The organism is Streptomyces sp. PA03-1a (assembly GCF_033792805.1).
In the GTDB taxonomy this organism is placed as follows: domain Bacteria; phylum Actinomycetota; class Actinomycetes; order Streptomycetales; family Streptomycetaceae; genus Actinacidiphila.
In genome coordinates, this window is sequence record NZ_JARAVO010000164.1 from 1 (window position 1) to 21,810 (window position 21,810).

Here is a 21,810-nt window from a genome sequence, read left to right on the forward strand (position 1 = left end):
GCGCCCAGCCGCCGTCCGCTGCGACGCCGGCGCGCCCCGGCGTCGCAGCGGACGGCGGCTGGGCGCTCCCCGCGGACGCCACCGGCCAGTGGACGCTGCCCCTCACCCCGGACGGCGCCTCCGGGGAGTCCGGTGAGTACGGCTTCCCGCCCGTGTCCGCCCCCGCGCCGGACGGCGCGGCCGAGGAGTTCCGGTCCGAGCCGGCCCCCGGCGAGGACACCGCGCACCCGCAGGAGCCCGCGTCGGACCACGGCGCGGACCTCGCCGCCGAAGAGCCCCCGGCGGCGGAGGAGGCGGCCGAGGAGCACGGCGACGGGCCCGGCGCCGACGCGCACAGCGAGCACCCGGTGGACTCCTACGTCCTCAACGTCAACGGCACCGACCGGCCGGTCACCGACGCCTGGCTCGGCGAGTCCCTGCTGTACGTGCTGCGCGAGCGCCTCGGCCTCGCCGGTGCCAAGGACGGCTGCGAGCAGGGCGAGTGCGGCGCGTGCTCGGTCAAGGTCGACGGCCGTCTCGTCGCCTCCTGCCTCGTGCCCGCCGCGACCGCCGCGGGCAGCGACATCCGCACCGTCGAGGGGCTGTCCGCCGCCGGCGGGCCCTCGGACGTCCAGCGCGCGCTGGCCGAGTGCGGGGCCGTGCAGTGCGGTTTCTGCATCCCCGGCATGGCGATGACCGTGCACGACCTGCTCGAGGGCAACCACAGCCCGACCGAGCTGGAGACCCGGCAGGCCATCAGCGGCAACCTCTGCCGCTGCTCCGGGTACCAGGGCGTCCTGGAGGCCGTGCGCCAGGTCGTGGCCGAGCGCGAGGAGACCGCGGCGACCGCCGCGGACGACACCGCGGGCGACCCGGCCGACGGCATCCGCGTCCCGCACCCGCGCCCCTCCTCCGGAGGCCCGGCGTGAGCACCCCGCACCTCCTGACCCGGCACCACCTCCCCCCTCGCGGCAGCGAAAGGTACGCGCGATGACGGGCCCCGACGCCGCGACGGCCACCCCGGCCGTGGGCACCCCCGCGACGGTCGCGACCGGCGCCGCCGAGCAGCAGTCCACACCGCAGGGCATCGGCGCGTCCCTGGCCGCCACCGACGGGATGGCCAAGGCCCAGGGGACGTACCCCTACGCCGCCGACCTGTGGGCCGAGGGCCTGCTGTGGGCGGCCGTGCTGCGCTCCCCGCACCCGCACGCCCGCATCCTGTCCATCGACACCTCCGAGGCCGTCGCACTGCCCGGAGTGCGGGCCGTGGTGACCCACGAGGACGTGCCCGGCGACGCGATGCACGGCCGGCGGGTCGCCGACCGTCCGGTCTTCGCCAAGGACACCGTCCGGCACCACGGCGAGGCCATCGCCGCCGTGGCCGCCGACCACCCCGACACCGCCCGGCTGGCCGCCGCGGCCATCCAGGTCGAGTACGAGGTCCTGGAGCCCGTCATCGACCCCGAGCGGGCGTTCTCGGCGCCCCCCCTGCACCCCGACGGCAATCTGATCCGGCACATCCCGCTGCAGTTCGGCGACCCGGACGCGGTCGGCGAGGTCGTCGTCGAGGGCCTGTACCGGGTCGGCCGCCAGGACCCGGCCCCGGTCGGCGCCGAGGCCGGACTCGCCGTGCCCCGCCCCGACGGCGGCGTGGAGCTGTACGTCGCCTCCACCGACCCGCACACCGACCGCGACCTGGCCGCCGCCTGCTTCGGCCTGGAGCAGGACCGCGTCAAGGTCGTCGTCACCGGCGTGCCCGGTGCGATGGGCGACCGCGAGGACTCCGGCGTGCAGATCCCGCTCGGGCTGCTGGCGCTGAAGACCGGCTGCCCGGTGAAGTTCGTGGCCACCCGCGAGGAGTCCTTCCTCAGCCACAGCCACCGGCACCCCACGCTGCTGCGCTACCGCCACCACGCGGACGCCGAGGGACGGCTGGTCAAGGTCGAGGCCCAGGTGCTGCTCGACGCCGGCGCGTACGCCGACACCTCCGCCGACGCCCTGGCCGCGGCCGTCGCCTTTGCCGCCGGCCCCTACGTCGTGCCGCACGTCTTCGTCGAGGGCTGGGCGGTGCGCACCAACAACCCGCCGTCGGGCCACGTCCGGGGCGAGGGCGCGATGCAGGTCTGCGCGGCCTACGAGGGCCAGATGGACAAGCTCGCCGCCAAACTCGGCCTGGACCCGGTCGAGATCCGCATGCGCAACGTCATGGCCACCGGCGACCTGCTGCCCACCGGCCAGACGGTCACCTGCCCGGCGCCCGTCGGCGAACTGCTCAAGGCCGTGCGCGACACCGACCTGCCGCCGCTGCCCATGGACGACGACGAGTCCGAATGGCTGCTCCCCGGCGGCCTGGAGGGCGCCGGCGAGCCGGGCGCGGTGCGCCGCGGCGTGGGCTACGCGCTCGGCATGGTCCACATGCTCGGCGCCGAGGGCACCGACGAGGTCTCCACCGCCACCGTGCGCGTCCACGACGGAGCCGCCACCGTCATCTGCGCCGCCGTCGACACCGGCCAGGGCTTCGCCACCCTCGCCCGGCAGATCGTGCAGGAGGTGCTCGGCGTCGAGGACGTCCGCGTCCTGCCGTCCGACACCGACCAGCCCCCGGCCGGCGCCGCCGCGCGCGGCCGTCACACCTGGGTCTCCGGCGGCGCCGTCGAACGCGCCGCCAAGATGGTGCGCACCCAGCTGCTGCAGCCGCTCGCCGGGAAGTTCGGCATGTCGCTGGAGCTGCTCTCCATCGCCGACGGCAAGATCACCTCGTACGACGGGGTGCTCTCCACCACCGTCGAGGAGGAGCTGGCCGGCAAGGAGCTGTGGGCCACCGCCCAGTGCCGCCCGCACCCCACCGAGGGGCTCGACGACACCGGCCAGGGCGACGCCTTCGTGGGCCTCGCCTTCTGCGCCGTGCGCGCCGTGGTCGACGTCGACATCGAACTCGGCGCGATCCGGGTCGTGGAGATGGCCGTCGCCCAGGACGTCGGCCGGATCCTCAACCCCGCGCAGCTGTTGGCGCGCATCGAGGCCGGGGTCACCCAGGGCGTCGGCATGGCCCTCATGGAGGACCTCCGCGCGCCGCGCGGCGTCATCAAGCGGCCCAGCCTGACCGGCTATTCGCTGCCCACGGCGCTCGACGCGCCCGCGATCCGCGTGGTCCGGCTCGTCGAGGAACGCGACGTGCTCGCTCCCTTCGGCGCCAAGGCCGCCAGCGCGGTCCCCGTCGTCGTCTCCCCGGCCGCCGTCGCCTCCGCCGTCCGCGCGGCCACCGGCCGTCCGGTCAGCCGGCTGCCCATCCGCCCCCAGCACGCGGTGGCCCGCCCCCAGGGCTGACGCCCCGCCAATCACGATCGAGGGCCCGGTCCATGCGGACCGGGCCCTTCATGGGGAGGCCGTGGCGGGACTCGAACCCACGTCACTCGATGTGCAGGCGTGCCCCGGCCACGCGCGAGAGGCTGGCCGCTGCCGGCGGCCGATTGATTTCCTACAGGAGCGACAGCTCACGACCCGCTAATTTGGGGCACCCCAAAGCTGAGGAGGGCCCCGTGGGCAAGGTGGTCATGTACAGCTCGGTGTCGGTGGACGGCTTCGTCGCGGACGAGAATGACCAGCCCGGACCGCTGTTCGACTGGTTGTCCAGCGGTGACGTCCCGTTGGACGAGAGCGGCGTGCTGAAGGTGTCGCAGACGTCCTACGACTACACCCGGCCGTACTGGGACCAGATCGGAGTCACGATCGTCGGCCGCCACGTCTTCGACCTGACGGACGGCTGGGACGGGAAGCCGCCGGGCGGGATCGACCACGTGGTCGTCGTGACGCACCGGCCGGAGCCCGAGGGCTGGGACCCCGAGGCCCCGTTCCACTTCGTCAACGGCGTCGAGGCAGCCGTGGCCAAGGCGCAGGAGCTCGCGGGTGACCGCACGGTCGAGGTCGCCGCCGGCGACGTCGGTGGCCAGGTGCTTGCCGCGGGCCTGATCGACGAGGTGCGCATGGACGTCGTACCTGTCGTGTTCGGGTCCGGCAAGCGCTACTTCGGGTCGGTCCACGCGCAGCACCTGTTGGAGGATCCTGACGTGGCGATTCAGGGGAACCGGGTGCTCCACCTGCGCTACCGGGTGCGCCGTTGACGAAGAAGTCCGCCGCGAACGGTGACAGCCGACGCCGATCCGCCCCAGCCCCTCCGGACGGCCATAGGGCGGCGCCTCCATCGAGGCGCCGCCCTATCGTTTTGCCTGGTCGGAAAAGTAGAGGCCGTGGCGGGAATCGAACCCACGTAACTCGATTTGCAGTCGAGCCCCTGAACCACTCGGGCACACGGCCTTGCGTCGTCGACGTGACTCGACCATAGACGCGGCCCCCGGGAGGGGGTCAACGCTTCCCGGGGGCCTGCAACAGGACTGCCACACGCCGTTCACGAACCGCCGGGCGACGCGAGGAACTCCTCCACCACCGGGCGGAACAGCCCGGGTTCGTCCACCCACGGGAAGTGCCCGACGGCGTGCAGCGGACGCAGGCGGGCGTGCGGGAAGCAGGCCGCGACGACCTCGCCCGCGCGCATCCCGGTGATGGCGTCACGGTCGCCGGTGAGGACCAGCACCGGGCAGGTCACCTCGCGCAGCCGGGCCAGGACGGCGAGCCGGGCCGGTTCGTCGACGCCCTGCCAGAACCCGGCGCGGGGGACCGGGTGCAACTGGCCGCCCTCGGCGGCGGCGTGGACGCGCTGGGGCTCGTCCCAGTGGCCGTACGCCATCGGCGCGACCTGCAGCAGCAGCGTACGGACCCGGTCGAGGTCGTCGGCGGTCTCCAGCTCGGCGAGGGCGGCGACCGCCTCCGGCCACCAGGACTCGCGCACGCGGCTCTCGAAGATCTCGCGGGCGTCGTCGGGCAGCTCGCCCTGCAGCCGGGAGCCCGGGGTGACCAGCACGAGGTGCGTCAGCCGCTCCGGGTAGGCGGCGGCGTACACCTGCGCGGTCGCGGCGGCCGCGTCGTGCGCGAGCAGCGCGAAGCGCTCCAGGCCCAGGTGCGCGCGGAGCGCCTCCAGGTCCTGGGCGAGCCGAGGGAAGGAGTAGGCGAGCGGGTCGCCGGCCGGCGGGCTGGCGCCGGTGCCCCGGCTGTCCGGGACCACCAGGCGCCGGCCCCGGTCCAGGCCGCCGAGGTCGCCCAGGTAGGCGGCGTCCCGCCCCGGCCCGCCGGCGAGCGCGAGCAGTACGGGCCCCTCGCCCCGGTCCTGGTAGGCGAGCTCGGTTCCGTCGTACGAGGTGTAGTGCGGCATGGCCTACGCCTTCCCGGCCCGGGCCCGCTTCTCCCGGCCCTAGGCCGAAAGGCCGACCCGGGTGCCAGGGGCAACGAGCCGGTTGACCCCTTACCCTGTCGTGGTGACCACCGCAGACACCGAGCCGGTATCCGGCCATGCAGGCATGCCCCTCGCGGGGCCGGACACCGGAGCCGACACCGTCCTGGGCAGCCGCTACCGCGCGCTGACCCTCGCGATGGTCTCCGTCGTCCTGCTCATCGCTTTCGAGGCCACCGCCGTCGGCACCGCCATGCCCATCGCCGCCCGCGAGCTGGACGGGCTGCCGCTGTACGCCTTCGCCTTCTCCGGCTACTTCACCACCTCGCTCTTCGCGATGGTCGTCAGCGGCCAGTGGTGCGACCGCACCGGGCCGCTGGCGCCGCTCGTCACCGGCATCGGCGCCTTCGCGGCCGGCCTGGTCGTCTCCGGCACCGCCCAGTCCATGTGGCCGTTCGTGCTGGGCCGGGCCGTGCAGGGCATCGGCGGCGGGCTCGTCATCGTCGCCCTGTACGTCGTCGTCGGCCTCGCCTACCCCGAACGCCTGCGGCCCGCGGTGATGGCGGCCTTCGCCGCGTCCTGGGTGCTGCCCTCCATCGTCGGCCCGCTCGTGGCCGGCACGGTCACCGAGCAGTTCGGCTGGCGCTGGGTCTTCCTCGCCATCCCCCTGCTCGTCGTGCTCCCGCTCCTCACCGGCCTGCCCGCGCTGCGCCGCGCCTCCCTCCAGCGGCCCCCGGACGACCGCGCGGCCCCCGACGGCCGCCGGCTGCGCCTCGCGCTCGCCGTCTCCGCCGGCGCCGGGCTGCTCCAGTACGCCGGGCAGGACCTGAGGCCGCTGTCGCTGGTCTTCGCCGTGGCGGGCGCCGCGCTCGTCGTCCCGGCCGCGCTGCGGCTGCTGCCCCGCGGCACCTTCCGCGCGGCCCGCGGACTGCCGTCCGTGGTGCTGCTGCGCGGTGTGGCGTCCGGCACGTTCCTCGGCGCCGAGAGCTTCGTCCCGCTCATGCTCGTCACGCAGCGGCACATGTCCCCGACCCTCGCCGGGCTCTCCCTGGCCGGCGGCGGCGTCACCTGGGGCATCGGCTCCTGGATCCAGGGCCGTCCCCGCCTCGAACCCCACCGCGAACGCCTCGTCGTCCTCGGCATGTTCCTCATGGCCGCAGCGATCGCCGGCGCCGCCCTGCCGCTCCTGGACGCCGCCCCCGCCTGGAGCGCCGCCGCCGCGTGGGGCGTGGGCGGCCTCGGCGCGGGCCTGGTCATCTCGTCCCTGAGCGTCATCCTCTTCAAGCTCTCGGCCCCCTCCGAGGCCGGCGCCAACTCCGCCGCCCTCCAGGTCTCCGACGCGCTCTCCAGCGTCGTCCTGGTCGCCGCCGCGGGCACCGTCTTCGCCGCCCTCGGCGGCGCGGCGGGCGCCTTCACGGCCGTCCTCCTCCCCATGTCCGTCCTCGCCCTCGCGGGCGTCGCCGTCGCGGCCCGCCTCCGCCCGAAAACCGGGTGAGACGGGCGCGCCGGGGGGTTACCGTCCCGGTGTGAAAGAGCTGACCCTCGTCTTCACCGACGCCGAGTGGGAGTCCCTGGGCGACCTCGCCGACGCGCACGGCGTGCCCGTCGCGGAGTTCGTGCGCACGGCGGTGCGGGCGTACGAGGCGGCCGAGGCCGCGCGCGTCCTCGCCGCGGGGGAGGCGTACGCCGCCGCCCACGCGGACCTGCTGCGCAGGCTGGGGGAGTGACATGACCGTGCGCCACCTCACACTCGCCGAGGTCACCGGCCTCGCCCGCCTCGCCTGCGGCGGCCAACCGCCCGCGGTGCGCGAGCCCGGGCTGCTCGCGTCGGCTGTGCACCGGCCGCGGGCGCGGATGTTCGGCGTCGAGGCGTACGGGGACGTGTACGAGCGGGCGGGTGCGCTGCTGCACGCGATCGCGGCGAACCATCCCCTGGTCGACGGGAACAAGCGGACGGCGTGGCTGGCGGCGGCGGTGTTCCTGGGCCTGAACGGGGTCGACCTGCGGTCGGCCGACCAGGACGTGGCGTACGCCCTGGTCGTCTCGGTCGCGGCGGGGGATCTTTCCGCCCCCGCGGCGATCGGGCGCGCCCTGGCCCGCCTGGCCGCCCCCTGACGCGGTCCCTCGCGGCCCGTTGTTGTGTGCGGGTTGTTTGCGCCTGCGGCAGGCATCCCCCGCCCGGGGCACCCCGCCACACCCCCTCCGGTCGTCTAGGCGACTAATGGCCGGACGGGGTTCAGAAGAGCGGTCCGGGGTTGCCGCAGGTGCCTTACTGACCCTCCACCGGGCGTCATGCGCCCACACAGCGGGAGGGGGTGTGGCGGGTGCGCCCATGGGGGTCCCCCCGGCCGAAGGCTGGGGGAGACGAGCGGGGAACCCGGCGCCGAATGACGTGGACCAGCGCCGCGAGCGCTGAGGTGGGGGTCCCCCCGGCCGAAGGCTGGGGGAGTGCGCCGGCGCGGCCCCGACCCAGGCACACGGTGCGCAGGCCCGCACTGACCGCGCCGGGCAATCGGGAGGGAGGGCGGGGGAGAATCCGCAACCGCAACCACCGCGGCGCCGCACACGACAACGGGCCGCAACCACGACCCCCCGCCGCGCGCCAGTAGGCTGTGACGGTTGTCGTACCCGACCCGTCACCGGAGACCGTGACTACCACCGCCCCGCACAGCGCAAGCAGCTCGCACTCGCACCACCTGTCGCCCGCCTTCCCCGGCCGCGCCCCCTGGGGCACGGCCGGCAAGCTGCGCGCCTGGCAGCAAGGTGCCCTGGACCGTTACGTGGCGACGCAGCCGCGTGACTTCCTGGCCGTCGCGACGCCCGGCGCAGGCAAGACGACGTTCGCGCTCACCCTGGCCTCGTACCTGCTCCACAACCACCTCGTGCAGCAGATCACCGTCGTCGCCCCCACCGAGCACCTGAAGAAGCAGTGGGCGGAGGCGGCGGCCCGGATAGGCATCAAGCTCGACCCGGAGTACAGCGCGGGGCCGGTCGGCAAGGAGTACCACGGGGTCGCGGTGACCTACGCGGGCGTCGGCGTGCGCCCGATGCTGCACCGCAACCGCTGTGAGCAGCGCAAGACGCTGGTGATCCTCGACGAGATCCACCACGCGGGCGACAGCCGGTCCTGGGGCGAGGCGTGCCTGGAGGCGTTCGAGCCGGCGGCCAGGCGGCTGGCGCTGACCGGGACGCCGTTCCGGTCGGACACGAACCCGATCCCGTTCGTGACGTACGAGGAGGGCAACGACGGCATCCGCCGGTCCTCCGCCGACTACACCTACGGCTATGGCAACGCGCTCGCCGACCACGTCGTGCGTCCTGTGATCTTCCTCTCCTACAGCGGCAACATGCGCTGGCGCACGAAGGCCGGCGACGAGATCTCCGCACGGCTCGGCGAGCCGATGACCAGGGACGCGATCGGCCAGGCCTGGCGGACCGCGCTGGCGCCGACCGGTGAGTGGATCCCGAACGTGCTGCGCGCCGCCGACCAGCGGCTGACGGAGGTCCGCAAGTCCATCCCGGACGCCGGCGCGCTGGTGATCGCCACCGACCAGGACTCGGCCCGCGCGTACGCCAAGCTGATCCGGGAGATCACCGGGCACAAGGCGACCCTGGTGCTCTCCGACGACGCCGGGGCGTCCTCGCGGATCGAGGAGTTCAGCGCGAGCCAGGACCGCTGGATGGTCGCGGTCCGCATGGTGTCGGAGGGCGTGGACGTCCCGCGGCTGGCCGTCGGGGTCTACGCGACGACCATCTCCACGCCGCTGTTCTTCGCACAGGCGGTGGGCCGTTTCGTGCGGTCCCGCCGCCGCGGTGAGACGGCCTCGGTCTTCCTGCCGACCATCCCCATGCTGCTGGGCTTCGCGGGCGAGATGGAGGTGGAGCGCGACCACGCCCTCGACAAGCCGAAGAAGGAGGGCGAGGAGGACCCGTACGCGGAGTCCGAGAAGGAGCTGGCGGAGGCGGAGAAGCAGCAGGACGAGGACACCGGCGAGCAGGACATGCTGCCCTTCGAGGCGCTGGAGTCCGACGCCGTCTTCGACCGGGTGCTGTACGACGGCGCCGAGTTCGGCATGCAGGCGCACCCGGGCAGCGAGGAGGAGCAGGACTACCTGGGCATTCCGGGCCTCCTCGAGCCGGACCAGGTGGAGTTGCTGCTGCAGAAGCGGCAGGCCCGGCAGATCGCGCACAGCCGGAAGAAGCCGGACAGTGAGGCGGACCTGCTGGAACTGCCCGCCGAGCGGCGGCCGATCGTCACGCACAAGGAGCTGCTGGAGCTGCGGAAGCGGCTGAACACGATGGTCGCCGCGTACAACCACCAGAGCGGCAAGCCGCACGGTGTCATCCACAACGAGCTGCGCCGGGTGTGCGGCGGACCGCCGAGCGCGGAGGCGACGGCGGGGCAGCTCAACGAACGCATCAAGAAGGTCCAGGAGTGGGCGACGCGGATGCGCTGAGCGGCGGCCGTCCGCTCATCCGCGGTGCCCGCGCCGGGTGCTGATGGTACGTCAGTGATGCTGTGAATCTTGCGGTGCGAGAGGTGATTCCGCGGAAGATTTACGTCGTGCGCCCCCGCTACCCCGGTCACGTGACCGGATTGTGGACGAAGTCTTCCGCTGAGCGGTACGCATCGCTACCGTTCCGGTCACGCAACGCGCCGTGGCAGAGCAGCCTCGGGGCGCCAGCCGGTACCGCCAGACCGGTGGCCTCTCCGCGCTCTGCCGCGGGACCGGCAGTGCTCCCGCCGTGAGAGATGAGCCGCCACTCACACGAGAAGGGGGCGTCGTGACCGCGGAGACCTCTCAGACGCTCGATCGGGGCCTGCGGGTCCTGAAGCTGTTGGCCGACACCGATCACGGACTGACCGTCACGGAGCTGGCGGTGAAGCTGGGCGTCAACCGTACGGTGGTCTACCGCCTCCTGGCCACGCTGGAGCAGCACTCCCTGGTCCGCCGCGACCTCGGCGGCCGCGCCCGGGTCGGGCTCGGCGTGCTGCGGCTGGCGCACCAGGTGCACCCGCTGCTGCGCGAGGCCGCGCTCCCCGCCCTGCGCTCCCTCGCCGAGGACATCGGCGCCACCGCCCACCTCACCCTGGTCGACGGTACCGAGGCGCTGGCCGTGGCGGTCGTCGAGCCGAGCTGGACCGACTACCACGTCGCCTACCGCACCGGTTTCCGGCACTCCCTCGACCGCGGCGCCGCGGGCCGGGCGATCCTCGCCGGGCGCAGCGTGCAGCCGTACGAGCCTGATTCACGGTGTTCCGAGGGCCCCGGGTACGTGCTGACCCACGGCGAGCTGGAGGCCGGGGCGAGCGGTGCGGCGGCCCCGCTGGTGGGCGTGCCGGGCATCGAGGGCAGCGTGGGCGTGGTGATGCTCGCCGACGCGATACCCGAACGGGTGGGTCCCCGGGTCGTCGAGGCGGCGCTGGAGGTCGCCGACGCCTTGCGCTAGCGGCCCCGGCGCCCCGGGCCCCGGCACGCCGGGCCGCCGCCGTGAACTACATTCACCCCATGCCTTTCGTCTCCGCCCGGAACCGGATCCTCGCCGTCTGCGCCGCGCTCGTGGCCGCGCTGCTGGCGGTGGCCCTGTTCGCGCCGCTGCCGATCTCGATCGTCGTGCCGGGGCTGACGGCCGACGTCCTCGGCGACGACCAGGGCAAGCCGGTGATCGCGATCTCCGGGACCGGGACCCGCGACACCTCGGGGCAGCTGCGGATGACGACCATCGCGGCGACGAACCCGGACGCGGCCGTCCGCTTCGGTGACGTCCTCAAGGCCTGGTTCGCCACGGACCAGGCCGTGATGCCGCGCGACGCGGTCTACCCGACCGGCGGCACCGTCAAGGAGATCGAGCGGCACAACCAGGCGGAGATGACCGAGTCCCAGCAGGACGCCACCGCCGCGGCCCTGCGGCAGCTGCGGCTGTCCCCCTCGGACGTCAAGGTCACCCTCCACCTCGCGGACGTCGGCGGGCCCAGCGCGGGCCTGATGTTCAGCCTGGGCATCATCGACAAGATCGAGGGCAACGGCCGCGGCGGCGACCTCACCGGCGGCCGCAGGATCGCCGGTACGGGGACGATCACCGCCGGCGGCAAGGTGGGTCCGGTCGGCGGCGTCCCGCTCAAGGAGCAGGCCGCCCGGCGTGACGGCGCGACCGTTTTCCTCGTCCCGAAGGCCGAGTGCGCCGACGCCAGGGCCGAACTGCCCAAGGGGCTGCGTCTGGTGCCCGTCACCACCCTGGACGGCGCTATCGACGCCCTGGACGCCCTCGACAGCGGCGGCAAGGTGCCCAGCTGCTAGTGCGAGGTCAGGTGCCCCGCCGGGCGTCCATGTGGCGCCAGGAGGGGAAGACCAGCGGGCACAGCGTCGCGAGGAAGTACGCCCCGCCGGTCAGCAGCAGCGCGCCGGCCAGGCCGATGCCGTCCACCAGGTAGCCCGCGGCGAGGCCGCCCACGGGGGTGGTGAGCAGCACCCCGGCGCCCAGGGTGCCCAGGGCGCGGGTGCGCAGCTCGTCCGGGATGTTCTCGAAGGTCACCGTCGCCAGGATCGGGTTGAGCGCCCCCGCCGCGATGCCGCCGGCCACCATGGTCACCGCCAGGGCACCCCATCCGGGCACCCACGCGGCGACCAGGAACCGGGGCGCGCCGCACAGCAGGAAGCACACCGTGTAGACCGGCCATCGCGGCAGGCGGTGGCCCACCGCGCCGTACAGCAGCGCCCCGGCGAGCGCGCCGGCCCCGAAGAGCCCCGACAGCAGGCCGAGTTGGACGGAGCCGCCGAGCTCCCGGTCGGCGTGCACGGGCAGCAGCACCGAACTCCAGCCCGCGTCGAGGCCGTTGGTGACCATGACCATCAAGGTGATGGCCAGCAGCAGGCGGGTGCGGATCAGGAAGGCGTAGCCCTCGCGCAGTTCGGCCCGGTACGTGCGCAGGGAGACCGGTGCCGTGTCCTTGGCGGGTTCGGCGCCCGGCAGCCCGCGGACGCCGAAGGCGATCAGCAGCGCGGAGACGGCGAAGGTCGCCGCGTCCAGCAGCAGCACCGCCTCCGCGCCCAGGACGGCGATGAGCACACCGCCGGCCGAGGCGCCGAGCATCCGGGCGCCGCGTGAGGCGCCGTCGAAGTAGCCCGCGGCGCGCCCCAGTGGCGTCCCGGCCCGCTCGGCCAGCACGGGCAGCAGGACCTCGCGCGCGGTCTCGCCGGGGCCGTGGAAGAGCCCGCTGACGGCCATCAGCGCGCACAGCTGCCAGAAGCGCAGCACGCCCGCGAAGTGGAGCAGCGGGATCGCCACGACGGCCACCGCGCACACCGCGTCCGACAGGACCGAGGACCTGCGCCGTCCGAAGCGGTCGATGACCGGCCCGCCGACGAGCGCGGAGACCACGACCGGCAGGGTCGCGCAGAAGGCCGCCAGGCCCGCGCGGGCGGCGCTGCCGGTGGTCTGCAGCACGAACCAGGGGACGGCGAGCACGGTGAGCGAATTGCCGCTGATCGACACGACGTTGGCGGCCAGGACCAGCCGCAGCGGCCGCGGATCGGGTGCGGGCACGGGCCCGGTGGCCCGCTCGGTGCCGTCGGATATGCCGGTTCCGGTCTCCATGTGTGTCCCCCGTGGTCGGTGCGGTCAGTCCGCGGTGCGCGGAAAGGTGTGCAGGTGGACGCGGACGGGCACGGCGTCCTCGGTGTCCCCTGCGTCCTCGTGGTCCGAGCGGTGCCCGCCTTCCGAGGTGCGGTAGCGCTCCAGCACGGCGTGGAGTTCGTCGCGCAGGGCGCGGGCCCCGGCCGGGGTGAGCCGCAGGGCGAAGTCGCTGAGGTCGAAGCTGCGGCGCCACTCCGCAGGCCAGTCGCCGACGGTGGCGAGCCAGGTCTCCAGCTCCGCGGCGTGGTGCGCGGCGACCTCGCGCCCGAACAGCCCGATGGCGGCGCGCACTTCGGGGTCGGCGTGGCCGAGGAAGCCCCCGGCGTCGAAGTGCGTGCCGCGGTGCGCGGCCCTCCACCAGCGCTCGCGTGCGGTGCCGCGGTCCGGTTCCTCCTCGACGAAGCCGTACGCCGCCAGTTGCCGCAGGTGGTAGCTGGTGGCGCCGCTGGACTCGCCGAGCCGGGCCGCCAGGCCGGAGGCGGTGGCGGGGCCGTGCTCGCGCAGCGCGGCGAGCAGCCGGATGCGCAGCGGGTGCGCGAGGCCGCGCAGGGTGCGCGGGTCGAGGCTGATGACGCCGGGGTCGGTCGCGTCGGCGGTGGGGTCGTCTGGCACGGTCCCACCGTAGAGGTTGCAAAGGCTCCTTTGCAACGCTTTCTTTGCACGCCTCGCCCGACGCGCTCACCCCGCCCGCTCACCCCGCCCTGATGAAGCCCTCCTTCATAAGCCACTCCTTGGCGACCTCGTGCGGGTCCTCGCCCTCCACGTCCACCTTCGCGTTGAGCTCCCGGCCGACGTCGGTGGTCAGCTTCTCCGACAGCGGGTCGAGCAGGGAGCGGATGGCCGGCCAGCGCTCAAGGGCCTCGCTGTTGACGACGGGTGCGGCGTCGTAGTTCGGGAAGAAGCGTTTGTCGTCCTCCATGACCTGCAGGTCCAGGGAGGCGATCCGGCCGTCGGTCGTGTAGACCTCGCCGAGCAGGCAGGAACCGGGCTTGGCGATCTGGGTGTAGATGATCCCGGTGTCCATCTTGCGGATGTTGGCGGAGGGCAGGTCCATGCCGTACGCCTTCTCCATGCCGGGCAGGCCGTCGTCCCGCGAGGCGAACTCGTTCTCCACGCAGAGGGTGACGGCCTTGGGGTCCCTCCGCGACAGGGCTGCCACGTCGGACAGGGTCCGCAGCCCGTACGGGCGGTTCTTGTCCCGGCTGATGGCGAGGGCGTAGGTGTTGTCCAGGGTGGACGGCCGCAGCCAGGTGATGCCGTTGCGCAGGTCGGCGTCGCGGACGGCCCGCCACTGCTCCATGGGGTCGGCGATGGGCTCGTCGTGGCCGAGGTAGGTGATCCAGGCGGTGCCCGTGTACTCGTACATGGCGTCCGCGGCACCGGACTTGACCGCTTCCCGCGCCCCGATGGAGCCCTGGATGTTGGTGCGGTCCAGCACCTCGGCGCCGGCCGCCTTGAAGACCAGGCCGATCATCGAGCCCAGGATGATCTGCTCGCTGAAGCTCTTGGACGTCACCGTCAGCGAGGCGCCCTTGAGCGGGAGCCCCTGTCCCAGGGAGCCGGGGCGCACGTCGTCGACGAGCGGGCTGCCGCTCTTGAGCCCGCAGCCCGGGGCGCAGGTGAGCAGCACCAGGAGGCCCGCGGCCAGGGCCCGGCGGCGCATCAGCCCGTGTCCAGACCGTGCGGCCGCAGCACCTGCTCGGCCAGCGACGCCAGCCAGTCCACCAGCAGGGCCAGCACCACGGTGAGCACCGAACCCAGCACCAGCACCGGCATGCGCTGGGTGACGATCCCGGTGGTGATGATGTCGCCGAGCCCGCCTCCGCCGACGAAGGTGGCGAGCGTGGCGGTGCCCACGTTGAGCACGAGCGCGGTGCGCACGCCGGCCAGGATCAGCGGTACCGCCAGCGGCAGTTCGATCCGGGACAGGGTCCCGGCCGCCGACATCCCGATGCCGCGCGAGGCCTCGATCAGGGTGGGGTCGATGGCCCGCAGCCCCGCCATGGTGTTGGACAGCACCGGCAGCACCGCGTAGACCACCATGCCGATCAGCGCCGTGCGCGGCCCGATGCCCAGCCAGATGACCAGCAGCGCCAGCATCCCGATGGCGGGCGTCGCCTGCCCGATGTTGGCGATCGCCGTGACCACCGGCGCGGCGGGGCGCAGCCGCCGCCGGGTCAGTGCGATGCCGAGCGGGACGGCGATGACCAGCACCCAGAAGGTGGAGATCGCGGTCAGTTTGACGTGCTGCCACAGCCGCACCCTGACGGTGTCGCCGACGAGGGCGTTCTCGGCGATGGAGTCGAGGGTGATGCCGGTGATCCACAGGTAGGTGGCGAGCAGGACGAGGGCGAGCACGACCGGGGTGACCAGCAGTCTCCGCCAGGTCAGCCGCCGGGCCGGCGGTCCGGCCGCGGGCCCGCGGGGCCGGTCGCCGGGGCCCTCGCCGCCCGCGGGTTCCTCCGGACCGGCCGGGCCCTGCCCGGCCCCGGGAGCCGTCGCGGGCCCGCCCGGCCCGCCGGGTCCTCCTGTCCCGTCCGTCCCGCCCGGCGGTGCGCCGGTGGCGGGGCTCATGCCCGCGCCCCCGGTTCGTGGTCGGCGCCCTCCTGCTCGGCCCGGGTCTGCGGGGCGCGCAGCTCCTCCAGTTCGTGACGGTGCTCCAGGGCCGCCAGCCGGTCCTCCTCCAGCAGCTGGTGCACGGAGTTGAGCAGCGTCTCCATGTCCACCACCCCGGTGAACTCGCCGCGCCGGCCGGTCACCGCGACCCGTCCGCTGCTGTCGGTGAGCACCGCCTCCAGTGCGTCGCGCAGGGTCGCGTCCCGGGTCACCGTGTCGCCCACCAGCGTCCCGGCGCGGGCGAGCGAGCCCTTGGCGCGCATCAGGTCGCCGCGCCGCAGCCACTTGTAGGGGCGGCCCCTGCGGTCCAGCAGCAGCAGTTCGTTGGTCGTGGTCACCTCCCGCAGCCGGTCGAAGATCGACTGGAGGGGGTCGTCCAGGCGCACCGTCGGGAAGTCGGCGACGCCCACGTCCCGCACCCGGGTCAGGTTGAGCCGCTTCAGGGCGGCCCCGGCGCCCACGAACCCGGAGACGAAGTCGTCGGCCGGATTGGTCAGGATCGCCTCGGGGGTGTCGAACTGGGCGATGTGCGAGCGTTCCCGCAGCACCGCGATGCGGTCCCCGAGCTTGATCGCCTCGTCGAAGTCATGGGTGACGAAGACGATCGTCTTGTGCAGTTCGTGCTGCAGCCTGATCAGTTCGTCCTGGAGGTGGTCACGGGTGATCGGGTCGACGGCGCCGAAGGGCTCGTCCATCAGCAGCACCGGGGGATCGGCCGCCAGCGCCCGCGCCACCCCGACGCGCTGCTGCTGACCGCCCGACAACTGGCGCGGGTAGCGGCCCCGGAACTCCCTCGGGTCCAGCCCGACCAGGTCCAGCATCTCCTCGACGCGGTCCCGGACCCGCGCCCTGGACCAGCCCACCATCCGGGGGACGAGCCCGATGTTCTCGGCCACCGTCATGTGCGGGAACAGCCCGGAGGACTGGATCGCGTAGCCGATCTTGCGGCGCAGCTTCACCGGGTCCATGTCGGTGACGTCCTCGCCGCCGATGCGGATGCGGCCCGAAGTCGGCTCGATCAGCCGGTTGATCATCTTCAGGGTGGTGGACTTCCCGCACCCGGAGGGACCGACGAAGATCACCGTCTCGCCGGCCCCGATCTCCATGCTCACGCCGTCCACGGCCGGTTCCGCGCTGCCCGGGTACCGCTTGGTCAGCTGCTCCAGCTCGATGGTCGCGCCCGACGCCTCAGCCACGGATCCCCCGGGGGACGGTGAGCCGCCCGAGCAGCACGTAGCAGGCGTCGAAGAGCAGCGCCAGGACGACGATGCCGACCGTCCCGGCCAGCACCTGGTTGAGGGCGTTGGCGCCGCCCAGGGAGGCGATCCCGCGGAAGATCTCGTTGCCGAGCCCCGGCCCGGAGGCGTACGCCGCGATCGCCGCGATGCCCATCAGCATCTGCGTCGCCACCCTGATGCCGGTCAGGATCGGCGGCCACGCCAGCGGCAGCTCGACCCGCGCCAGGGCGGCCGTCCGCGACATCCCGATGCCGCGGGCCGCGTCGACCAGCGCAGGGTCGACCCCGCGCAGCCCCACGATCGCGTTGCGGACCACCGGCAGCAGCCCGTACAGCGTCAGGGCCGTCACCGTCGGGGGGACGCCGAGCCCCAGCCAGGGGATCAGCAGGCCGATCAGGGCCAGGGAGGGGATGGTGAGGATCGTCGCGGTGGAGGTGACGGCCAGGGCCGCGGCCCAGTCGCGCCGGTAGGACAGGACCCCGATCGCCACCCCGATCGCGGTCGCCAGCACCATGCACTGGAAGACCAGGCTGGCCTGCTGGTACGCGTCGATCAGCAGCTGCTCGTGACGGCTGGCGAGGTACTCCCAGAAGCTCACCGGGCATCACCCCTGCCGTCCCTCGGCTACGTGTCCGCGTCCTGTGCCGCCTGCTCGACCAGCGGGATGATCCGCAACGGGACCGGGTTCTCCATGACGATCGCCGTGGAGGCCCGCACGATGCCATCAAAGCCCACAACCCGGTCGATCACACGTTGGAGATCGGCGTTCGAGCGGGCCACCAGCCGGCACAGCATGTCCCCCTGCCCGGTCGTGGTGTGCAGCTCCAGGACCTCCGGGACGCCGGCCAAATGCGCCCGCACGTCCGGGCCTTGCCCCTGCTTGATCTCCAGCGTGGCGAAGGCCGTCACCGGGTAGCCCAGCGCGGCCGGGTCGACCTGCGGTCCGAAGCCGCGGATCACCCCATTGGCCTGAAGGCGGTCCAGCCGTGCCTGCACGGTCCCGCGCGCCACTCCCAGGCGCCGCGAGGCCTCCAGCACGCCGATCCGCGGTTCCTCGGCGAGCAGCTTGATCAGCCGTCCGTCCAGCCGGTCGATCCCCATGACACCCCAGTCCCTCCTGTGACGGTGGTCACCGTGCACAGAATGCCGCCTGATTTCCGCCGACCGCTGTACAGGTTGTCCAGTCGTTCTGCAAACTATTGCGCACCTTGAGGTGCCGGGCGAGGCTGCTGCCATGACTGAGACCCTGGATCACACTTCCCCCACCCCCGGCAACGCGGACCCGTTCCCGGTCAAGGGAATGGACGCGGTCGTCTTCGCGGTGGGCAACGCCAAGCAGGCCGCCCACTACTACTCGACCGCGTTCGGCATGAAGCGCGTGGCCTACTCCGGACCGGAGAACGGCAGCCGCGAGACCGCGTCCTACGTCCTGGAGTCCGGCAGCGCCCGCTTCGTCTTCACCTCCGTCGTCAGGGCCGCCACCGACCACGGCCGCTTCCTGGAGGAGCACGTCGCAGCCCACGGCGACGGCGTCGTGGACCTGGCCCTGGAGGTGCCGGACGTCCGCGCCGCCTACGACTACGCCCTCGCCCACGGCGCCACCGGCCTGGAGGAGCCCCACGAGGTCGGCGACGAGTACGGCACCGTGGTGCTGGCCGCCATCGCCACCTACGGCCAGACCCGCCACACCCTGGTCGAGCGCGGCGCCTACAAGGGCCCGTACCTGCCCGGCTACGTCGCCGCCGAGCCGATCGTGGAGCCGCCGGCCAAGCGGTTCTTCCAGGCGATCGACCACTGCGTCGGCAACGTCGAGCTCGGCAAGATGAACGACTGGGTGACCTTCTACAACCGCGTCATGGGCTTCACCAACATGAAGGAGTTCGTCGGTGACGACATCGCCACCGAGTACTCGGCCCTGATGTCCAAGGTCGTCGCGGACGGCACGCTGAAGGTCAAGTTCCCCATCAACGAGCCCGCGATCGCCAAGAAGAAGTCCCAGATCGACGAGTACCTGGAGTTCTACGGCGGCCCGGGCGTCCAGCACATCGCCCTCGCCACGAACGACATCGTCGCCTCGGTCCGCGCCATGCGCGCCGCGGGCGTCGAGTTCCTCGACACGCCCGACTCCTACTACGACACCCTCGGCGAGTGGGTCGGCGACACCCGTGTCCCGATCGACACCCTGCGGGAGTTGAAGATCCTGGCAGACCGGGACGAAGACGGCTACCTGCTGCAGATCTTCACCAAGCCTGTCCAGGATCGCCCGACCGTCTTCTTCGAAATGATCGAGCGGCACGGTTCGATGGGCTTCGGCAAGGGCAACTTCAAGGCGCTCTTCGAAGCGATCGAGCGCGAGCAGGAGCGCCGCGGCAACCTCTGATCGCCACCGCCGCCGACTCCGGCGCCGGACCGTGCCCCCGCGGGGGAGGGCGCGGCCGGCGCCGGTCTCCGTCAGAAGACGATCGTGAGGTGGCGCAAGGCCGTCAGAAACGCGTACGCGCCGAACGCCCACAACGCCAGCGCCCCCAGCACCGCCCCCGTCGCCGCCCACAGCCCCGTGCGCGGCGGCCGCCGCAGCGCCCCGGCGAGGGCACCGATCACCACCCCGGCGGCTGGCAGGCCCGCGATGAGCAGGGCGGCGTTCTCCAGCGCGACCTTGGCGCGGTGGTTGCCCACCCAGTCTGTGGGGCTCTTGTGCTGCGCCGCGTCCGCCGCGCCCATGACCCACAGCACCACCGGCGGGGCGAGCAGCACGACCGCCCACACGCAGCGCACCACGATCCTCCGCCCGTGGCGTCGCCGCGCCTGCGCCGTGCCCCCGGGGTCCGTCGTATCCGTCACGGCGGCCATCCTCGCCGCGCCCCCGCCCGCGCCACCATCCGTACGGATACTCAGGAAGCCGTGAACCGCGCGGTGACGTGATCTTCCCCGGGCGGCGGCGCGGTGCGAAGCTGGACGCATGGGCGATCTCATCGACCGGCTGCGTGCCGGACTCCCCGACGAGGCCATCCTCGCCGATCCCGACGTCACCGCCTCGTACGCCAACGACATGGCCAGCTTCTGCCCGGCCGGGGCGCCCGCGGTGGTCGTCCTGCCGCGCACCGTGGAGCAGGTCCAGCACGTCATGCGGACCGCCACGGCGCTGCGGGTGCCCGTCGTGCCGCAGGGGGCCCGCACCGGCCTGTCGGGCGCCGCCAACGCCTCCGACGGCTGCATCGTGCTCTCCCTGACCAGGATGGACCGCATCCTGGAGATCGACCCCGTCGACCGGGTCGCCGTCGTCGAGCCGGGCGTCGTCAACGCCGCCCTCTCCCGCGCCGTCGCCGAGCGGGGCCTGTACTACCCGCCGGACCCCTCCAGCTGGGAGCAGTGCACCATCGGCGGCAACATCGGCACCGGCTCCGGCGGCCTGTGCTGCGTGAAGTACGGGGTCACCGCCGAGTACGTGCTCGGCCTGGAGGTCGTCCTGGCCGACGGACGGCTGCTGCGCACCGGCCGGCGCACCGCCAAGGGCGTCGCCGGCTACGACCTGACCCGGCTGTTCGTCGGCTCCGAGGGCAGCCTCGGCGTCGTCGTGCGGGCCGTGCTGGCACTCAAGCCCGCGCCGCCCGCCCAGTTGGCGCTGGTGGCGGAGTTCGGCTCGGCCGAGGCGGCCTGCGCGGCGGTCTGCGACATCATGACCGGCGGCCACGTGCCCTCGCTGCTGGAGCTGATGGACGGCACGACCGTGCGCGCGGTCAACGACATGACCAGCATGGGGCTGCCCGAGTCGACCGAGGCACTGCTGCTCGCCGCCTTCGACACCCCCGACCCGGCCGCCGACCTGGCCGCGGTGGGGGCGCTGTGCACGGCCGCCGGGGCGACGCAGGTGGTGCCCGCCGAGGACGCGGCGGAGTCCGAAATGCTGCTGCAGGCACGGCGGATGGCACTGCCCGCACTGGAGCGGGTCTCCACGGCCACGATGATCGACGACGTGTGTGTGCCGCGCGGCAGGCTTGCCGCGATGCTCGACGGGGTCGCGGCGATCGCCCGCAAGCACGACCTGACGATCGGCGTGTGCGCGCACGCCGGGGACGGCAACACCCACCCCGTGGTGTGCTTCGACGCCGCCGATCCCGAGGAGTCCGGCCGGGCCCACGAGTCCTTCGACGAGATCATGGCGCTTGGCCTGGAGCTCGGCGGCACGATCACCGGGGAGCACGGCGTCGGCGTCCTGAAGAAGGAGTGGCTGGCCCGCGAACTCGGCCCGGTCGGCGTGGAGATGCAGCGCGGCGTCAAGGCCGTGTTCGACCCGCTCGGCATCCTCAACCCCGGCAAGGTGTTCTGAGCCCACGGCTCCGGCCCGCGGGCCGCCGCCCTACGCGTCCGGCGGCTCGTCGGCGCCGTGCCAGGGGTCGGGCGTGCGGCGCTCGTCGCGCGCGCCCTCCCCGGCGGCCGGGGCCAGCAGCTCGTCCAGCCGCTCGTCCATGGCCAGGTGGTCCAGCTCCGTCCCCGGCGGCACCGCCCGCAGCGTGCGCTCCAGCCACGCCGCCACCGGGTGCGAGGACGCCTCCAGCAGGGCGGTGCCGTCCGGCGAGCTGAGGGCCATGCAGATCACGCTCCGCCCGTCCGTCTTGGTCGGCCAGATCCGTACGTCACCGTGCCCGCTCGGCCGGAACACCCCCTCGACCAGCAGCTCCCGGGCGAAGGTCCAGTTGACGGGGCAGTCGGAGCCGATGTGGAAGGTGATGTGCACGGCGAAGGGATCCTCCGCCCGGTAGGACAGCTTGGCCGGGACGGCGATGCTGCGCTCGGGCGACAGCACCAGGTGCATCTCCAGTTCCCGTTCGACCACGGTGTGCATCTCGTCGTCCTTTCCTCGGCGCGAAGGCCCCTGGCGGTGCTGCGCGGCGGGTGCTGCGCGGGGCCCGCACCGGGAGAGAGCGCATACGGCATTCACCATTACGCGGGTCCGGGCGATCGGGAGGACTTTTCCCGAACGCCCGGCACGCGTGAGATGGATGCGGTACACACGGAACGTCGCCGTCCGCCCCGCCCTGGGTGCGTCCGGCCGTACGA

General features: G+C 73.4%; 21 protein-coding genes and 1 tRNA gene. 11 read left to right on the plus strand and 11 right to left on the minus strand.

The window, feature by feature from the left end:
* The 3 genes from PV341_RS30460 to PV341_RS30470 form a co-directional block, all read left to right on the plus strand.
* Window positions 1-908, plus strand: a 908-nt coding sequence (locus PV341_RS30460; RefSeq protein ID WP_500359518.1) for a (2Fe-2S)-binding protein, incomplete at its 5' end; no start/stop codon positions are given.
* Window positions 909-969: 61 nt separating this feature from the next.
* Entirely contained in the window at window positions 970-3,306 is a 2,337-nt protein-coding gene (locus PV341_RS30465; protein WP_500359519.1) for a xanthine dehydrogenase family protein molybdopterin-binding subunit, read from the plus strand.
* A 212-nt stretch (window positions 3,307-3,518) separates the two neighbouring features.
* Complete coding sequence (locus PV341_RS30470; RefSeq protein WP_500330072.1) at window positions 3,519-4,100, plus strand: dihydrofolate reductase family protein; 582 nt, start codon at window positions 3,519-3,521, stop codon at window positions 4,098-4,100.
* Between the two features lie 121 nt (window positions 4,101-4,221).
* Here PV341_RS30470 and PV341_RS30475 read toward each other — a convergent pair.
* Window positions 4,222-4,293: transfer RNA gene (locus PV341_RS30475), tRNA-Cys, on the minus strand.
* 91 nt (window positions 4,294-4,384) lie between these two features.
* On the minus strand, window positions 4,385-5,245 hold the full coding sequence (locus PV341_RS30480; RefSeq protein WP_500330070.1) for an alpha/beta fold hydrolase: 861 nt from the start codon (window positions 5,243-5,245) through the stop codon (window positions 4,385-4,387).
* Between the two features lie 145 nt (window positions 5,246-5,390).
* On the opposite strand from PV341_RS30480, the gene PV341_RS30485 reads away from it, so the two are divergent.
* The 6 genes from PV341_RS30485 (at window position 5,391) to PV341_RS30510 (ending at window position 11,562) form a co-directional block, all read left to right on the plus strand.
* Window positions 5,391-6,758 carry an MFS transporter gene (locus tag PV341_RS30485; protein ID WP_500330136.1) on the plus strand — a complete coding sequence of 456 codons (1,368 nt, stop codon included), beginning with the start codon at window positions 5,391-5,393 and terminating at the stop codon, window positions 6,756-6,758.
* Window positions 6,759-6,789: 31 nt separating this feature from the next.
* Window positions 6,790-6,990, plus strand: a complete 201-nt coding sequence (locus PV341_RS30490; RefSeq protein WP_500330068.1) for a hypothetical protein — start codon at window positions 6,790-6,792, stop codon at window positions 6,988-6,990.
* Window position 6,991: 1 nt separating this feature from the next.
* The gene (locus PV341_RS30495) at window positions 6,992-7,378 is read left to right on the plus strand and encodes a type II toxin-antitoxin system death-on-curing family toxin (protein WP_500330066.1); all 387 of its coding nucleotides are present in this window, start codon (window positions 6,992-6,994) and stop codon (window positions 7,376-7,378) included.
* A 533-nt stretch (window positions 7,379-7,911) separates the two neighbouring features.
* On the plus strand, window positions 7,912-9,720 hold the full coding sequence (locus PV341_RS30500; RefSeq protein ID WP_500330064.1) for a DEAD/DEAH box helicase: 1,809 nt from the start codon (window positions 7,912-7,914) through the stop codon (window positions 9,718-9,720).
* A gap of 328 nt (window positions 9,721-10,048) precedes the next feature.
* Entirely contained in the window at window positions 10,049-10,714 is a 666-nt protein-coding gene (locus PV341_RS30505) for an IclR family transcriptional regulator (RefSeq protein WP_500330063.1), read from the plus strand.
* Window positions 10,715-10,773: 59 nt separating this feature from the next.
* Entirely contained in the window at window positions 10,774-11,562 is a 789-nt protein-coding gene (locus PV341_RS30510) for a S16 family serine protease (protein WP_500359520.1), read from the plus strand.
* A gap of 7 nt (window positions 11,563-11,569) precedes the next feature.
* Here PV341_RS30510 and PV341_RS30515 read toward each other — a convergent pair whose 3' ends face one another.
* From PV341_RS30515 to PV341_RS30545, 7 genes are all read right to left on the minus strand, one after another.
* Complete coding sequence (locus PV341_RS30515; RefSeq protein ID WP_500330059.1) at window positions 11,570-12,859, minus strand: MFS transporter; 1,290 nt, start codon at window positions 12,857-12,859, stop codon at window positions 11,570-11,572.
* A gap of 24 nt (window positions 12,860-12,883) precedes the next feature.
* On the minus strand, window positions 12,884-13,510 hold the full coding sequence (locus PV341_RS30520) for an ArsR/SmtB family transcription factor (protein ID WP_500330057.1): 627 nt from the start codon (window positions 13,508-13,510) through the stop codon (window positions 12,884-12,886).
* 79 nt (window positions 13,511-13,589) lie between these two features.
* On the minus strand, window positions 13,590-14,561 hold the full coding sequence (locus PV341_RS30525; protein WP_500330055.1) for a glycine betaine ABC transporter substrate-binding protein: 972 nt from the start codon (window positions 14,559-14,561) through the stop codon (window positions 13,590-13,592).
* Window positions 14,561-15,472, minus strand: a complete 912-nt coding sequence (locus PV341_RS30530; RefSeq protein WP_500359521.1) for an ABC transporter permease — start codon at window positions 15,470-15,472, stop codon at window positions 14,561-14,563. Before PV341_RS30530 ends, PV341_RS30525 begins: the two co-directional genes overlap by 1 nt.
* On the minus strand, window positions 15,469-16,710 hold the full coding sequence (locus PV341_RS30535) for a betaine/proline/choline family ABC transporter ATP-binding protein (RefSeq protein ID WP_500330052.1): 1,242 nt from the start codon (window positions 16,708-16,710) through the stop codon (window positions 15,469-15,471). Before PV341_RS30535 ends, PV341_RS30530 begins: the two co-directional genes overlap by 4 nt.
* A complete protein-coding gene (locus PV341_RS30540; protein ID WP_499512097.1) occupies window positions 16,703-17,350 on the minus strand; it encodes an ABC transporter permease in 648 nt (215 codons plus the stop codon). Before PV341_RS30540 ends, PV341_RS30535 begins: the two co-directional genes overlap by 8 nt.
* A 26-nt stretch (window positions 17,351-17,376) precedes the next feature.
* Complete coding sequence (locus PV341_RS30545; RefSeq protein ID WP_499512096.1) at window positions 17,377-17,853, minus strand: Lrp/AsnC family transcriptional regulator; 477 nt, start codon at window positions 17,851-17,853, stop codon at window positions 17,377-17,379.
* A gap of 133 nt (window positions 17,854-17,986) precedes the next feature.
* On the opposite strand from PV341_RS30545, the gene hppD reads away from it, so the two are divergent.
* Entirely contained in the window at window positions 17,987-19,132 is a 1,146-nt protein-coding gene (hppD, locus tag PV341_RS30550) for a 4-hydroxyphenylpyruvate dioxygenase (protein WP_500359522.1), read from the plus strand.
* Window positions 19,133-19,203: 71 nt separating this feature from the next.
* On the opposite strand, the gene PV341_RS30555 is transcribed toward hppD, so the two are convergent.
* Window positions 19,204-19,593 (minus strand): hypothetical protein, encoded by a 390-nt coding sequence (locus tag PV341_RS30555; RefSeq protein WP_500330048.1) that lies wholly within the window; start codon window positions 19,591-19,593, stop codon window positions 19,204-19,206.
* A gap of 118 nt (window positions 19,594-19,711) precedes the next feature.
* On the opposite strand from PV341_RS30555, the gene PV341_RS30560 reads away from it, so the two are divergent.
* On the plus strand, window positions 19,712-21,079 hold the full coding sequence (locus PV341_RS30560) for an FAD-binding oxidoreductase (RefSeq protein WP_500359523.1): 1,368 nt from the start codon (window positions 19,712-19,714) through the stop codon (window positions 21,077-21,079).
* Between the two features lie 30 nt (window positions 21,080-21,109).
* Here the strand turns inward: PV341_RS30560 and PV341_RS30565 are convergent, their stop codons facing one another.
* Window positions 21,110-21,595 (minus strand): SsgA family sporulation/cell division regulator, encoded by a 486-nt coding sequence (locus PV341_RS30565; RefSeq protein ID WP_500330046.1) that lies wholly within the window; start codon window positions 21,593-21,595, stop codon window positions 21,110-21,112.
* Between the last annotated feature and the right edge of the window lie 215 nt (window positions 21,596-21,810).